The organism is Micromonospora sp. NPDC048930 (assembly GCF_043197935.1).
Classification (GTDB): Bacteria; Actinomycetota; Actinomycetes; order Mycobacteriales; family Micromonosporaceae; genus Micromonospora.
Window position 1 is genome coordinate 465607 of sequence record NZ_JBICUB010000003.1, and the last position, 13985, is coordinate 479591.

Sequence of the window (13985 nt, forward strand, 5' to 3'; positions counted from 1 at the left end):
CGCCGGTCGGGTGTCAACCCTTCACACAGACGACCTGCTTGAGGTGGGCGACCACCTCGACCAGATCCTCCTGCTGGGCCATCACCTGGGTGATGTCCTTGTACGCGCCGGGGATCTCGTCGACCACCCCGGCGTCCTTGCGGCACTCGACGCCGGCCGTCTGCTCGGCCAGGTCCGCGGTGCTGTACGTCCGCTTCGCCTGCCCGCGCGACATCCGCCGCCCGGCGCCGTGCGACGCCGAGCAGTACGCGTCGAGGTTGCCCTTGCCGCGCACGACGTACGAGCCGGTGCCCATCGAACCCGGGATGATGCCCAGGTCGCCCTTCCCGGCCCGGATGGCCCCCTTGCGGGTGACCAGCACGTCCACCCCGTCGTACGTCTCCTCCGCCACGTAGTTGTGGTGGCAGCTGATCGGCTCGTCGTAGCTGACCTGCGGGAACTCGTCGCGCACGACCCCGCAGAGCAGGGCGAGCATGACCGCCCGGTTGCGGCGCGCGTACTCCTGCGCCCACCAGAGGTCCCGGCGGTAGGCGTCCATCTCCGGCGTGCCGGCGAGGAACACCGCCAGGTCCCGGTCGGGCAGGTCGACGTTGTGCGGCAGGTGCCGGGCCACCGCCATGTGCCGCTCGGCCAGTTCCTTGCCGATGTTGCGGGACCCGGAGTGCAGCATCAGCCAGACCCGGCCGTCGTCGGGGCCGCCCTGCTCGAGGCAGACCTCGATGAAGTGGTTGCCGCCGCCGAGGGTGCCGAGCTGACGCTGGGCCCGGGTCTCCAGCTGCGCCACCTTCCGGTCGAGGGTGCCGAAGCGCCGCCAGAAGTCGTCCCAGCCGCGCTGCTCAAGGCCGCGGATCCGGCGCGGGTCGACCGCGTCGTCGCGCATCGCGAAGCCGACCGGGATGGCCGCCTCGATCGCCGTACGCAGCGGGGCGAGGTCGTCGGGCAGGTCCGCGGCGGTGAGCGAGGTGCGTACCGCCGACATGCCGCAGCCGATGTCCACCCCGACCGCGGCCGGCGAGACGGCCTGCCGCATGGCGATGACCGAGCCGACGGTGGCGCCCTTGCCGAAGTGCACGTCCGGCATGACGGCGACGCCCTGCACCCACGGCAGCGCACCGATGTTGCGCAGCTGCCGGGCCGCCTGCGCCTCGATGGTGTACGGGTCGGTCCAGACCCGGACCGGCGCCCGGGTACCGGCCAGCGGGGTGAAACCCATCGTGGTCTCCTTGATCGTCTTCTTGTCCGAGCGGTTGGCCGGATTCGAACCGGCGATCTTCACCGTGGCGGGGTGACGCGCTGCCGGACTGCGCTACAACCGCGAGCTGGTCCCGGGCGGGACCGGCGTAGGACGTACGGGACTCGAACCCGTAGCCTCCCGGGTGAGAACCGGGTGAGCTTCCTGTTGCTCCAACGGCCCGTGCGGGACGGCGGGCGCCGTCCACGCGGAGTCCGGGACCGCGGAATCGAACCGCGTGTCTCTCGCGCCCAAGGCGAGCGGGTCAGCCAGCTCCCTCGTCCCGGATGCCCGGCCGGCGTGAACGCCGGCCGGGATCGTGCTCATGCCGTCCACTGTGGAGTTGAGAAGCTGCGACGTCGCCGGCGGGAGGCCGGGACAGGTGGAGCAGGGGCGACAGGATTCGAACCTGCAACCGTCGGGTTTGGAATCCGGTGCTCTTCCGGTTGAGCTACGCCCCTCGGACCCCTGGTGAGACGAAAAAGCCGCCCGGTCCCTGGTCTCGGGGCGGGCGGCTGCGCGTGTGTCGCGCCGGCGCTAGTCGCGCCACCACCCCGGTTGCCACCGCTGCCGTCGGCAGGGGCCCAGGTTGCCTTCCGGCAGCAGGGCACCGCCGCGCGGCGTGGGCCGCTCGGCCTGGGTGCGGTTCTGCTGTGACACGGTGTGCTCCCTGGGTGTGGAACCGGTTGACGTTGCCCGTTCACGGTAGGCGGACGGCTGCGGGCACCGCAACGAATATTCGGCGCGGGTGGGGATCAGCCGTTCCGGAGGCCGGCCAGGGTGACGGTGACGAGTCGGCGGACCGCGGCGGCGGACGGCAGGACGGCGGCGGCGTGGAGTGCGTGCAGGCAGTACGCGGCCAGCTCGGCCGGGGGCACGTCGTCGCGGACCAGGCCGGCTCGGGCGGCGTCGGTGAGGAGGTCGCGCAGCATGTCGGCGACTTCTCGGTGCGCGTCCGCGACGTGGTTGTCGCGGTGCAGGAATGCCCCGAGTTCCGGGCCGAACAGCGCGTGGTGTCGGGCCCGGTCGCGCTGGTTGCGGGCGTACGCCTCGAGCACCGCCTCCAGTCGCGCGCCGGTGTCGCCGGCCCGGTCCCGGGCCTCGGCGAGCTGGGCCAGGTGGGCGGCGACCTCGCGGTCGCGCCAGGCGAGCAGGATCGCCTCGACGTCCGGGAAGTACTTGTAGAGCGTGGCCCGGCCGATCCTCGACTTCTCGGCGATCTGGGACATCGTCACCGTGAGGGCTCCGCGCTCCGCGACGAGCTCCACGGTCGCGTTCAGGATCGCGTCGTGCACCGCCCGGCGGTGCGCCTCGATCGTCTCGTTCCACAGCTTCGGCACGGAGTGATCGTACAGCGCGACGGTTTCCCGTCATGACGTCGTGTGGTAGACATGGTGTATCGCAAAATCGGGACGACGGGAGCTTCCATGAGACACGAGCAGCATTCCCACGAGCAGCACGAGCACGGGGACGACCGGGACGGCGTGTTGATCCGCGGCGCCCGCCGCTACGAGTGGACTGCGGCGGTCGGCATGCTGGGCCGCCGCCGGCAGGTCTACGACGGCCTGGTCGCCCTCAGCGGGATCGGCCCCGGCGACCGGGTGCTCGACATCGGCTGCGGCACCGGATACCTCACCCGGCGGGTGGCGCGGGCCGTCGGCCCGGACGGAGCCGTGGTGGGCATCGACCCGTCGCCCTCGGTCGTCGCGTACGCCGCGACGCGGTCGCCGGCCAACTGCGCCTTCCAGGTGGCCGGCGCGCAGGCGTTGCCGCACGCGGACGCCTCCTTCGACGCGGTGGTCTCCAGCCTCGCCATCCACCACCTGCCGGCCGACGACCGGGTCACCGCGTTCCGCGAGATGCGCCGGGTGCTGCGCCCCGGCGGCCGGCTCCTCCTCGCCGACTTCCGCGAGCAGCCGCGCCATCTCCGCATCGCCAACCTGTTCGGCGTAATGGCCCGGCACGCGCGGCAGCACCATGCGATGGCCGATCTTGCCGACCTGGTCCAGCGGGCCGGCTTCGCGCTGACCGGGTCGGGTGACCGCTGGCCCTCCCTGCGGTATGTGGAGGCCAGGCGGCCGGCGGCCGACGTTTCGGCCGGCGTCGAAGGGTCCCGACCCTAGCCTGGCGACCGGGCACGGGAGAGAGGGCCGGGGATGAGTTTGCGGCAGCGGGTGGCGGAGCGGTTCCGGCAGGTCAACGGGGTCCATCCGATGACGGCGGCGGACGACGCGTACGTCAGCAGGCAGTTCGTGGTGCTGGAGGAGCTGTGCGCGGCGACCGGGCGGGACCCGGAGGACGTACGCCGGTTGATGCTGGACCGGCGGCTGCCGCTGCCGGGCTATCTGCGCTCGGACGGCGCGGAGATGGTCCCGGCCGACCTGTTCGCCCTGGCCGAGCGGGCCGGCGGCGTGGCGCGGCTGGCGGAGTGGTTCGTCGGACAGTGGGCGGACCCGGCGCGGGGCGCGGCGGAGTGGGACGCCTACCTGAGCGGGCAGTACGTGTGCCTGCGCTCGGTGAGCCCGGAAACGATCCGCCGCAAGGACGAGCTGACGGCGGCGATCTCGGCGGCGCCGGACGAGCCGGACGCCGGATCGGCGGCCTGGCTCGACCGGCTGCACGCGCGGGTGGACGAGCTGGACGCGTTGGAGCCGTCGTTCACCGGGTACGACCGGCTCCGGTTCGGCGGCCCCACGTCGCGGGACACCTGCGTGGACGCGGTGCGGGCCCGGTGGCCCCGGCCGGTCACCGCTCCGGCCGGGCGGTGACCCGGCGGGCGACGGCGAGCAGGTACTCCTTCCGGTGGAGCGGGTCGTGGTCCCAGCGGGGGCGGCTGGGCGCCGGTCCGCGTACCGGCCGGTAGTGGTCGAACTCGGATTCGAGGGTGCCCTCGCCCCGAGTGAGCGCGGGCAGCCGCTGTTCCAGGGCGTGCACCCGCCCGGCCGGCACCTCCCCGTCGAGCAGGTACGACGCGCCGCGCAGGGTGGCGGTGCGGGGCACCGCGTCCAGGGTGGCGAGCACCGGGAGCACCGTGCCGAGCAGGTCGGCGGGCAGGTCGAGGTGGAACCGGTGCACCGGTTCGTGGACCCGGGTGCCGGCCCGGCTGAGCGCGGCCATCAGCACCAGCGGGGTGAGGTTGCGGAAGTCGCCGGCGGTGCTGGACATGCTCTTGTCGAACACCCCGTGGGCGTGGCTCTGCCGGGCCCAGTAGCCGCCGTGGGTGAGCGTGACGACGCAGTCGACGACCTCCCAGCCGCGCAGGCCCTGGCGCAGGGTCTCCCGGACGGTCTCCTCGATGGCCTTGAGGAAAGCCAGGGGCATGGAGCCGAGTTCGATGCCGAGCCGGAACTCGACGCCGCTGTCGACGGGTGCCGGTTCGACCCGCAGGCCCACGGTGCCGAGGAACGGGTTGGGGTCCTTGCCGATCCACTCGACGGCGGCGCCGACGCCGGTGAGCCGTTCCACGCAGACGGTGCTGGTCTCCCAAAAGGTGACCGGCAGGGCGTACTCGTCGGCGAGGGTGGCCTGGATGACCTCCTTCTGCACCTCGCCGTAGAGGGAGACGGCGATCTCCCGGCGCAGGTCGTCCTGGCGCAGGTTGATCAGCGGGTCCTGCTCGGCGAGCTGGGTGAGGGCGGTGTGCAAGGCCGCCCGGTCGGCGGCCCGGGCGGGCACCACCACCGTCTCCAGGGTGGGCGGGGAGAAGTGGTGCCGCCCGGCCGGCCGGTCGGGCGGCGTGCCGAGGTGGTCGCCGACGCGGACCTCGGTGAGGCCGTGCAGTCGGGCGATCCGGCCCGCGCCGACCGCGTCGCGGGGCACGGCGTCGCCGTCGTCGAAGACGGCGATTCCGGTGACCTTGGCCTCGTGGTCGCCGCGGTAGCGGATGCGGTCGCGGACCCGCACGGTGCCGGCGAAGATCCGGGCGTACGCGATCTTCTCGCCGGCCGGGCCGCGTTCGACCTTGAAGACGGTGCCGGAGAGCGGGGCCCGGTCGTCGCCGTCGGCGGCCGGCAGCAGCGCGACGATGCCGGCGACGAGTTCGTCCACCCCGGCGCCAGTGATGGCTGAGCCGGCGTGCACCGGGTGGACCCGGGCCCGCGCGGTCTGGGCGGCGAGCGCCGCCCGCAGCCGGGCCGCGGTCACGGTGCGCTCGTCCTGGACGTACGCGGCGAGCAGCGCGTCGTCGTGCGCGGTGAGCAGGTCGACCAGGCGGGCGGTGTGGTCGGGGTCGTCCGGGGCGGCGGGGAGCCAGCGGGCGGCCGGGGTGCCGGCCGCGTCGACGCGGCCGAGGGCGACCACGTCGGGGCTGAGCCGGTCGGCGATCTGGCGCACCACCCGGTCCGGGTCGGCGCCGGCCCGGTCCACCTTGTTCACGAAGAACAGGGTGGGGATGCCGAGTCGGCGCAGGGTGCGGGCCAGCACCCGGGTCTGCGCCTGTACGCCCTCGACGGCGGAGACCACCAGCACCGCGCCGTCGAGTACGCCGAGGACGCGTTCCACCTCGGCGATGAAGTCCGGGTGGCCGGGTGTGTCGATCAGGTTGACGGTGACCCCGGCGACGGTGAAGGAGACCACGGCGGAGCGGATGGTGATGCCGCGCTGCCGCTCCAGCGCCATGGTGTCGGTACGGGTGCTGCCGTCGTCGACGCTGCCGAGCTCGTCGATGACGCCGGCGGTGTGCAGCAGCCGTTCGGTCAGGCTGGTCTTACCGGCGTCGACGTGGGCGAGGATTCCGAGATTGAGGGTTGTCACGAAGCGTCATGTCCTTCGAGCAGGGGGTCATTCCTTCCTGGTGGGACATGGACGCAGCGCGCATCGTGGTGCTCCTCCGACTCGGTGGACCTCGTGGTGGGATTGCAGCAATCGGCGGGGCGGGCCGGCAACCGATTAACCCGGACGGGTGAGGGTCAGGCGGGGCGGCGATCATGGCGGGGTGAGCGACTTCCGGATCTCCGTCATCCCGACCGACCCCCGGTGGCGGCCGACGCGCGCCGCCGCCGAGGCGGCCCGCGACTACGTGCGGGGGCGGTACGCCGGTCCGGGCGACGCCGTCGAGCGGGTGGAGGTCACCTGGCACGACCGGCTATGCACGGTTCGAACTGGCCGCCGTGAACGCGACGCGGGCCGACTACGAGCTCAGCACCGGGGAGCTGGCCGAGGTGGCGGCCATCCTCGGGCATCCGGTCCGCCAGATCCTGGCGCACTTCTAGGATCCGGCCCCCTGGCCGGGAGCTAGCCGGCCTGGGCGACCGGGTAGCGCTTCATCTCCTCCATGAAGGGGAACCGCGCGGTGAGCTCGGCGACCGTCGTCCCGGCCCGCCAGGCGGCGGCGACCTGGGCCACCTGGAGCAGGTCGGTGGCGTCGCCGCGCGCCTGGACCTCGCCGGACACCCGCAGGTCGATCATGAAGTAGCGGGCCTGGGAGCCGAGCCCGACGCAGACGACGCCGCGCGGGGAGCTGACCTCGGCGCAGGTGAACCGGGCGCGGCCGTGGTCGGGGGCGGTCACCTCTCCGACGTCGAGCTGGTGCCGGGCGGCCGCGTCAGTGAGCGCGGGGGCCAGACCGCCCTGCTCGACCAGGTCCGGGTAGAGGCGCACACCCAGTGCCGTCGACACGTCGCTCATGACTGACTCCCACTTCCTCGTGACAGAGACCAGCTGCACGCAGGTTACGGGTGTGTTTCCGGCGTGCATGGTCATCCTGTCCCTCCCGGACGCCCTCGGCAATAGGAACCGTCGATTCGCCCCTTTTCGGGGGCGCATCCGGGTCCGTCAGCCCGGCAGAAGGGGACCTTCGACCCGCCGCCGGTGATCTCCGCGGCCCCGCCGTCGCGGGGGTCGGCGCGTACGATCCAGCGTCGTGGCGCGGATCCGCTGTGACTTCTTCTCCGAGGCCCTCGGCATGGGCACCGCGATGACGGTGCTGCTGCCGGAGCGCAGCTCGGCCGGGATCGGGGTCGCCGGTGGCGGCAGCGCCGGCGATCCGCCGGTGCTCTACCTGCTGCACGGGCTGACCGACGACGACACCATCTGGACCCGGCGCACCGCCATCGAGCGGTACGTGGCACCGCTCGGGCTCGCGGTGGTGATGCCGCAGGTCCAGCGGAGCTTCTACACCGACGAGGCGCACGGCAACCGGTACTGGACGTTCCTCAGCGAGGAACTGCCCGAGGTCTGCCGGTCCTTCTTCCGCCTCTCCGACCGCCGGGCGGACACCTTCGTCGCCGGCCTGTCGATGGGCGGCTACGGGGCGATGAAGTGGGCGCTGCGCCAGCCGGGCCGGTTCGCGGCGGCGGCCAGCCTCTCCGGCGCGCTCGACGTGGCCCACCGGCGCCGCCACCCGACCAGCCCGATGGACCCGGCGGTGTGGCACACCGTCTGGGGCGACCGGGAGGTGGCGGACGCCGACGACGACACGGTGGCGTTGCTGGAGCGCGGCGGCGCCGACCTGCCCGCGCTCTACGTCGCCTGCGGCACCGAGGACTTCCTGTACGAGGACAACACCCGGTTCGTCGAGACCGCCCGCCGGCGCGGGGTGCCGGTGACCGTGGACTTCTCCCCCGGAGACCACGACTGGGGGTACTGGGACGCGAAGATCCAGGACGTGCTGGCCTGGCTGCCGCTGCGCCGCGACGGGTGAGCGACCGCCGCACCTCCGGCGGGGGCCAGGGATGCGGCGGGGGTGTGCTGGGGTTCAGCCGCGGGTCCGCCAGGCGCGGTACCAGCGGCTCAGCGGCACCGGATAGGCCACCACGGCGGCGACCGCCATGGCGACCAGCCCAACCAGGGTGCGCGCGGTCGATCCGCTCATCGGGCACGCTCCTTCGTCACCGGCGGGTCAGCACGACCTTGAGGGCGCCGGTCTCCGCCGGCCGGGAGAAGACGTCGTACGCCTCGACGATCTGGTCCAGCGCGAACCGGTGGGTCACCATGTCCGCCGTGTCGAGCTGGCCCGCGAGCAGCATGTTCAGCAGCGTCGGCGTGGTCCGGGTGTCGACCAGGCCGGTGGTGATGGTGATGTTCCGGACCCACAGCCGCTCCAGGTGCAGAGTGACCGGCCGGCCGTGCACGCCGATGTTGGCGACCCGGCCGCCGGCCCGCACCAGCGTGGTGCAGAGTTCGAAGCTGGCCGGGGTGCCGACCGCCTCGATCACCACGTCCGCGCCGAGCCCGCCGGTCACCGTGCGGACCACCTCGAGCGGGTCGTCGTCGGCGAGCACCGTCAGGTCCGCGCCGAACCGCTTGGCCGCGTCGAGCCGGCTCTGCGCCTTGTCCACGGCGACGATGTGGGTCGGCGAGTAGAGCTTCGCGGTCTGGATCGCGGCCAGCCCGATCGGGCCGGTGCCGACCACCACGACGGTGTCGCCGGGGCGGACGTCGCCGTTGCGCACGCCGACCTCGTACGAGGTGGGCAGGATGTCGGCCAGCAGCACGGCCGTCTCGTCGGGGACCTGCTCCGGCAGCCGATACGTGGACAGGTCGGCGAACGGGATGCGGGCGTACTCGGCCTGCACACCGTCGACCGTGTGGCCGAGGATCCAGCCACCCCCGCCGAGGCACTGCCCGTAGGCGCCCTCGCGGCAGTAGCGGCAGACGCCGCAGGCGGAGATGCAGGAGGCGAGGACCCGGTCCCCCTCCCGCAGGTTGCTGACGCCGTTGCCGACCGCGACGACCGTGCCGACCGCCTCGTGGCCGAGCACCCGACCGGTCGCCACCTCGGGCACGTCACCGCCGAGGATGTGCAGGTCGGTCCCGCAGATGGTGACCGCGTCGACCCGGACGATCGCGTCGCGGGGGCCGGCGATGGTGGGATCCGGGATCTCGGACCAGGACTTCTCGCCCGGCCCGCCGTACACGAGTGCCTTCATGGCTCCTCCTCACGCCGATTTCTCCTTCCACGCTTCTCCGGTGGAAGGCCGGCGGGCAGGGCCGAAGGGACCGGCGGGCGGGACCTCCGTCCCGGCCGCGGGCGGCCAGCCGGGCGACCACGGCGCTCAAGGTGGTGCCGGTGACAGGCCGGCTGGCCTGCTCGTCGATGCTTGGCAGTGTTCGACGGGAAGCCTAGTGTCAGCTGATCGATCCACCTCCGAAGGGATCTTGATGAACCCCCACATCCGACGTTCCGCGCTGGTCGCCTCGGCGGTCACCGCGGCGCTGGTCGCCGGCGGCACGACCGTCCAGGCGGCCGGCGATCCCTACGACCACACCGCCACCGCGACGGTCTTCGCGCCGAACCCGGTGCAGCAGCTCGGCGACGAGTCGCTGACCGACCAGAAGGACGCGGACTACCCGGCGCTGGCCGGGGCGTACCGGTCGGTGCTGCTGACCAACCTGGACGGCTCCGGCACCCTCACCGGGAAGTACGTCGTGGTCAAGAGCGAGACCGGCTCGCCGGCCCGCGCGGTCGACGGGGTCTTCCCGGCCTGGCACCGGGACGCCGACCAGTTCGAGCAGGTGATGGGCTACCACTGGGTCAACACCGCCCAGGCGTACCTGCAGTCGCTCGGCTTCGGCAGCACGCTGCGCCCGGTCAACCAGCGGCAGATCGAGCTGCGGGTCAACCAGTACGGCGGCGACAACTCGTTCTTCCGGGAGGACAAGGCCAACATCACCGTGGGCAAGGGCGGCGTCGACGACGCCGAGGACGCCGAGGTGATCGTCCACGAGTACGGCCACTCGGTGCAGGACGGCCAGGTGCCCGGCTTCGGCACCACACTGGAGTCCGGCGCGATCGGCGAGGCGTTCGGCGACTACCTGGCGGTCGTGGTGACCAGCTGGGCCACCGGCGTGCCGACGAAGACCCCGGAGGCCTGCGTGGCCGACTGGGACTCCGTCTCGTACACCCGCACCGCCCCGCACTGCCTGCGCCGCCTCGACGGCACCAAGGTCTACCCCACCGACCTGCGCGGTGAGGTGCACGCCGACGGCGAGATCTGGTCCCGCGCGCTGTGGGACATCCGTACCGCGCTCGGCGACCGCGCGGCCACCACGCTCATCGTGGACGCGCAGTTCGACTTCGCCAAGGACACCACGTTCCGCGACGCGGCGCTGGCCACCGTGGCCGCCGCCCAGCGGCTCTACGGCACCCAGGCCGCGAACGCGACCCGGGCCGCCTTCGCCGCCCGCGGCATCCTGTGACACCGGCGGTGGGCGCCGCTCCCCGCCGGGGCGGCGCTCACCGCAGCGACGACCGGGCGACCGGGAAGTCGAACCACGTCTTCGGGTACGGCTCGTCGACGTAGCGGTAGTGCCACCACTCACGGGCGTAGTTCTCGAAGCCCTGCGCGGTCATCAGCCGCTTGAGCAGTTCCCGGTTGTCCCGCGCCGGCCCGGTGATCCGGGGGTCGGCGGTGTGGGCGCGCGGGTCGAAGCAGTCGAACCCGGTGCCCATGTCGACCGTGTTGTCGGGGAACCGCCGGCCGGCGGGCGCGGTGCAGGCGACCAGCGGCTGCCCCGGCACGTACGCCGGCTGGTCGGGGGTGGGCACCGGGACCAGGGTGAGGTCGAGGGTGCTGCCCCGGCTGTGCGCGGTCGGCGCGCCGATGTAGCCGTCGGCGAACAGCCGGTCCTTGGGCTCGTCGGGATAGAACTCGCCCTTCAGCTGCTGCTCGCCCGGGAGTTTCGCCCAGGCGACGAAGTCGTTCACCGCCCGCTGCGGGCGGTAGCAGTCGTACACCTTGAGGCTGCGGCCCTGGGCGAGCGCGGCGGTCTGCACCCGGTGCAGCGCCTCCGCGGCCCGCCGGGTGAGCAGGCAGAGCGGCTCGGCGTACCCGGCGACCGGCCGGCCGACGAAGTTGTGCGGCGTGGCGTACCGGATGTCGGTGCGGATGCTCGGGTCGACGGCGGCGAGGTCGACGACGTCGGCCGGGGCGCGCGGTCCCGCCGGGGTGGCGGACGGCGCCGGCGCCGACGTGGGCGACGGCGACGGGCGCGGCGCGGGCCGCTGGCAGCCGGTGGCGAACGCCGTGGCCAGGACGGCCAGGACGGCCACGGCTCGTCTCCCGGTCCCCACCCTGCCGTGTCTACCAGGATCGGCGGCCCGTCGGGCGGGCAACCCGTCACGCGTCGAACGCCGCGCGGGGGAAGTCGAGCGCCGCGGCGTCGCCGTCGATGCCGCCGGCCTCGTGGCCAGCGCGACGGAGAACCGGGCCGGCACGCTGGCCCGCCGCGCTTCCGGAACGGCTCCGCAACTTCTCGGCACGCTAGGACCGGCCCGCGCTGTCGTCAACCCCTCGCCGGTGCGGCAAGATGACCGTGGGGCGGGACGCCGTTGCGCAGTGGCGGCACGGTCGGGCGAAGGAGACGCGGGTGGACGCGGACGACGAGCGCAGGGTGACCATCACCGCGATCGCGCGGGAGGCCGGGGTCTCCGTGCCCACCGTCTCCCGGGTGCTCAACGGGCGCTCGGACGTGGCTCCGGGCACCCGGGAGCGGGTCGAGGAGCTGCTGCGCCACCACGGCTACCGGCGGCGCGGCACCCGTACGGTCCGCCGGGCCGGCCTGCTCGACCTGGTCTTCCCCGACCTGGACAGCCCGTGGGCGGTGGAGATCATCCGGGGGGTGGAGGACGTCGGGCACGCCGCCGGGGTCGGCACGGTGGTCTCGGCGATCCACCGCGGGTCCACCTCGACCCGGCAGTGGCTGCAGAACCTGCGGGCGCGGGCGTCCGACGGGGTGATCGTGGTGACCTCCCACCTGAGCCCGCCGGTGCACGCGCAGCTGCGCCGGCTCGACGTGCCCGTGGTGGTGGTCGACCCGGCCGGTGTGCCGGCCACGGACGTGCCGACGATCGGCGCCACCAACTGGGCGGGTGGGCTCGCCGCCACCGAGCACCTGCTGGGGCTCGGGCACCAGCGGATCGGTTTCGTGGCCGGGCCCTCGCACCTGTTGTGCAGCCGGGCCCGGCTGGACGGCTACCGGGCCGCCCTGGAACGGGCCGGCATGCCGCTGGACGACCGGCTCGTGCAACCCGGCGACTTCTACCATGCCTCCGGCTTCGCCGCGGGATCCGCCCTGCTGGAGCTGGCCGAGCCGCCCACCGCGATCTTCGCGGCCAGCGACCAGATGGCCTTCGGCGTCTACGAGGCGGTGCGCCGCCGCGGGATGCGGGTGGCCGACGACGTCAGCGTGGTCGGCTTCGACGACCTGCCCGAGGCCCGCTGGGCGTCCCCGCCGCTGACCACCGTGCGCCAGCCCCTGGTCGAGATGGGACGGCTCGCCGCCCGGACGGTGCTGCGGCTGTCCCAGGGCGAGGAGATCGAGTCGCCCCGGGTCGAGCTGGCCACCGAGCTGGTGGTCCGGGACAGCTCCGCCGCTCACCGCTGACGCCCTTTCACCCGGCTTCCGGAAGTTCCGACGTCGGCACTGCCCGCGCGCTTTCGATCACCCAGCGCAACCATCGCGCCGTCGCGGAAGGACCCGGAAACGCCCACGGGATACGGGCCCCGTGCGCTCCCGGGCGAACAGCGGGGCCGGACGACTACGATCCGGGAGTGGTCCAGGCGGAGAGTCAGCGGGATGAGCAGCGGTTGCGCCGCATCCAGGCAGCGACCGACGCCACCCTGTCGCGCCTCGACGCCGCCGACCTCTTCGACGAGGTCCTCGACCGGGTCCGCGACCTGCTGCAGGTCGACACGGCCGCCATCCTCCTGCTCGACGTCCGCGCCCGGCACCTGGTGGCCACCGCGGCGAAGGGGCTGGAGGAGGAGGTCCGTCAGGGTTTCCGGGTTTCCGTCGGGCGGGGATTCGCCGGCCGGATCGCGCTGACCCGACAACCCGTGATCATCGACGAGGTCACCCCTGAGAACGTGGTCAACCCGGTCCTGTTGCACGCCGGACTCCGTTCGCTGCTCGGCGTGCCGATCATGACGCAGGGTCGTCTCGTGGGCGTGCTGCACGTCGGCTCGCTCACGCCGCGCCGGTTCACCACCGACGATGTCCGCCTGCTGGAACTGGTCGCCAGCCATGTCGGGCTGGCCAACCGCACCCGGGAGGACAGCCTGGACCACGCGGCCGCCCTGGCCCTGCAACGCAGCCTGATCCCCGCCGAGTTCCCCAAGGTGCCGAGCCTGGAGATGGCCGGCCGGTACGTGCCGGGGCACGCCTCCGGGGTGGGCGGCGACTGGTACGACGTCTTCCCCCTCCCGTCCGGCTGGCTCGGCGTGGTCGTGGGCGACGTGTCCGGGCACGGACTGCAGTCGGCGGTGGTGATGGGCCGGATTCGCAGTGCCCTGCGCGCGTACGCCCTGGTCTGTGACGACCCGGCGGAGGCCCTCACCCTGCTCGACCGGAAGGTGGTCCACTTCGAGGCCGGCAGCCTGACCACCGCCCTGTACGCGATGATCGCTCCCGACGGCTCCCGCATCCGGCTGTCCCTGGCCGGTCACCCCCGGCCGGTCCTGGCCGTCCCCGGCCAGCCGAAGACCACCCTGTCCGCCCGCGTCGACCCGCCGCTCGGCACCGGCCGGCGGCATCCCGAGCGCCACTTCACCACTCTGGACTTCCCGCCCGGCGCCGTCCTCGTGGCCTACACCGACGGGCTCGTCGAACGCCGCGGCGAGCTGTTCGACGCCGGGGTCGCCCGCCTGATGGCCGCGGTGCCGGTGGCTCCCGCCGAGACCGTGTGCGACACCATCATGGCAACCCTCGACGCCGAGCACCCCGCGGACGACATCGCGCTGCTCGCCATCCGCCGGGTCACCGACTGACGGCACGCGCACGAGCCGGGCGTGCACGGCCCGAACGCGCCGGCGGT

13 protein-coding genes and 4 tRNA genes are annotated in these 13985 nt (G+C 73.4%); 6 read left to right on the forward strand and 11 right to left on the reverse strand.

What is annotated here, in order from left to right:
- Positions 1-13: 13 nt before the first annotated feature.
- From ACGFI9_RS10980 to ACGFI9_RS11010, 7 genes are all read right to left on the reverse strand, one after another.
- Positions 14-1213, reverse strand: coding sequence for an RtcB family protein (locus tag ACGFI9_RS10980; RefSeq protein WP_393177869.1), 1200 nt, complete (start codon positions 1211-1213; stop codon positions 14-16).
- 29 nt (positions 1214-1242) lie between these two features.
- A tRNA-Gly gene (locus ACGFI9_RS10985) sits at positions 1243-1316 on the reverse strand.
- 25 nt (positions 1317-1341) lie between these two features.
- Positions 1342-1414, reverse strand: a tRNA-Glu gene (locus ACGFI9_RS10990).
- A gap of 31 nt (positions 1415-1445) precedes the next feature.
- A tRNA-Pro gene (locus ACGFI9_RS10995) sits at positions 1446-1518 on the reverse strand.
- A 101-nt stretch (positions 1519-1619) separates the two neighbouring features.
- Positions 1620-1692, reverse strand: a tRNA-Trp gene (locus tag ACGFI9_RS11000).
- A gap of 76 nt (positions 1693-1768) precedes the next feature.
- Positions 1769-1891, reverse strand: a complete 123-nt coding sequence (locus tag ACGFI9_RS11005) for a hypothetical protein (RefSeq protein WP_393177446.1) — start codon at positions 1889-1891, stop codon at positions 1769-1771.
- A 95-nt stretch (positions 1892-1986) separates the two neighbouring features.
- Positions 1987-2571 carry a TetR/AcrR family transcriptional regulator gene (locus ACGFI9_RS11010; RefSeq protein ID WP_393177448.1) on the reverse strand — a complete coding sequence of 195 codons (585 nt, stop codon included), beginning with the start codon at positions 2569-2571 and terminating at the stop codon, positions 1987-1989.
- 87 nt (positions 2572-2658) lie between these two features.
- On the opposite strand from ACGFI9_RS11010, the gene ACGFI9_RS11015 reads away from it, so the two are divergent.
- Positions 2659-3354 carry a class I SAM-dependent methyltransferase gene (locus ACGFI9_RS11015; protein ID WP_393177450.1) on the forward strand — a complete coding sequence of 232 codons (696 nt, stop codon included), beginning with the start codon at positions 2659-2661 and terminating at the stop codon, positions 3352-3354.
- Between the two features lie 33 nt (positions 3355-3387).
- Positions 3388-3999 carry a DUF6058 family natural product biosynthesis protein gene (locus ACGFI9_RS11020; RefSeq protein WP_393177452.1) on the forward strand — a complete coding sequence of 204 codons (612 nt, stop codon included), beginning with the start codon at positions 3388-3390 and terminating at the stop codon, positions 3997-3999.
- Here ACGFI9_RS11020 and ACGFI9_RS11025 read toward each other — a convergent pair.
- Complete coding sequence (locus ACGFI9_RS11025) at positions 3977-5983, reverse strand: GTP-binding protein (protein WP_393177454.1); 2007 nt, start codon at positions 5981-5983, stop codon at positions 3977-3979. The genes ACGFI9_RS11020 and ACGFI9_RS11025 overlap by 23 nt on opposite strands.
- Positions 5984-6463: 480 nt before the next feature.
- Entirely contained in the window at positions 6464-6856 is a 393-nt protein-coding gene (locus ACGFI9_RS11030; RefSeq protein WP_393177456.1) for a hypothetical protein, read from the reverse strand.
- 277 nt (positions 6857-7133) lie between these two features.
- Here ACGFI9_RS11030 and ACGFI9_RS11035 point away from each other — a divergent pair, with 277 nt between their 5' ends.
- Complete coding sequence (locus ACGFI9_RS11035; protein ID WP_393177871.1) at positions 7134-7871, forward strand: alpha/beta hydrolase; 738 nt, start codon at positions 7134-7136, stop codon at positions 7869-7871.
- Positions 7872-8058: 187 nt separating this feature from the next.
- Here the strand turns inward: ACGFI9_RS11035 and ACGFI9_RS11040 are convergent, their stop codons facing one another.
- Positions 8059-9099, reverse strand: a complete 1041-nt coding sequence (locus tag ACGFI9_RS11040) for a zinc-dependent alcohol dehydrogenase family protein (RefSeq protein ID WP_393177458.1) — start codon at positions 9097-9099, stop codon at positions 8059-8061.
- A 232-nt stretch (positions 9100-9331) separates the two neighbouring features.
- Here ACGFI9_RS11040 and ACGFI9_RS11045 point away from each other — a divergent pair, with 232 nt between their 5' ends.
- Positions 9332-10369, forward strand: coding sequence for a M36 family metallopeptidase (locus ACGFI9_RS11045; protein WP_393177461.1), 1038 nt, complete (start codon positions 9332-9334; stop codon positions 10367-10369).
- A 37-nt stretch (positions 10370-10406) separates the two neighbouring features.
- Here the strand turns inward: ACGFI9_RS11045 and ACGFI9_RS11050 are convergent, their stop codons facing one another.
- The gene (locus ACGFI9_RS11050; protein ID WP_393177873.1) at positions 10407-11213 is read right to left on the reverse strand and encodes a M15 family metallopeptidase; all 807 of its coding nucleotides are present in this window, start codon (positions 11211-11213) and stop codon (positions 10407-10409) included.
- A gap of 326 nt (positions 11214-11539) precedes the next feature.
- On the opposite strand from ACGFI9_RS11050, the gene ACGFI9_RS11055 reads away from it, so the two are divergent.
- A complete protein-coding gene (locus ACGFI9_RS11055; RefSeq protein ID WP_393177463.1) occupies positions 11540-12556 on the forward strand; it encodes a LacI family DNA-binding transcriptional regulator in 1017 nt (338 codons plus the stop codon).
- Positions 12557-12723: 167 nt separating this feature from the next.
- Positions 12724-13938: a PP2C family protein-serine/threonine phosphatase gene (locus ACGFI9_RS11060; protein WP_393177465.1), complete on the forward strand. Its 1215-nt coding sequence runs from the start codon at positions 12724-12726 to the stop codon at positions 13936-13938.
- Positions 13939-13985: the final 47 nt, after the last annotated feature.

Excerpts from the sequence above, each read along its gene's own strand:
- ACGFI9_RS10980 (WP_393177869.1), bottom strand. The coding sequence starts at position 1,213 with ATGGGTTTCACCCCGCTGGCCGGTACCCGGGCGCCGGTCCGGGTCTGG.
- ACGFI9_RS11015 (WP_393177450.1), top strand. The coding sequence starts at position 2,659 with ATGAGACACGAGCAGCATTCCCACGAGCAGCACGAGCACGGGGACGAC.
- ACGFI9_RS11020 (WP_393177452.1), top strand. The coding sequence starts at position 3,388 with ATGAGTTTGCGGCAGCGGGTGGCGGAGCGGTTCCGGCAGGTCAACGGG.
- ACGFI9_RS11030 (WP_393177456.1), bottom strand. The coding sequence starts at position 6,856 with ATGAGCGACGTGTCGACGGCACTGGGTGTGCGCCTCTACCCGGACCTG.
- ACGFI9_RS11035 (WP_393177871.1), top strand. The coding sequence starts at position 7,134 with ATGGGCACCGCGATGACGGTGCTGCTGCCGGAGCGCAGCTCGGCCGGG.
- ACGFI9_RS11040 (WP_393177458.1), bottom strand. The coding sequence starts at position 9,099 with ATGAAGGCACTCGTGTACGGCGGGCCGGGCGAGAAGTCCTGGTCCGAG.
- ACGFI9_RS11045 (WP_393177461.1), top strand. The coding sequence starts at position 9,332 with ATGAACCCCCACATCCGACGTTCCGCGCTGGTCGCCTCGGCGGTCACC.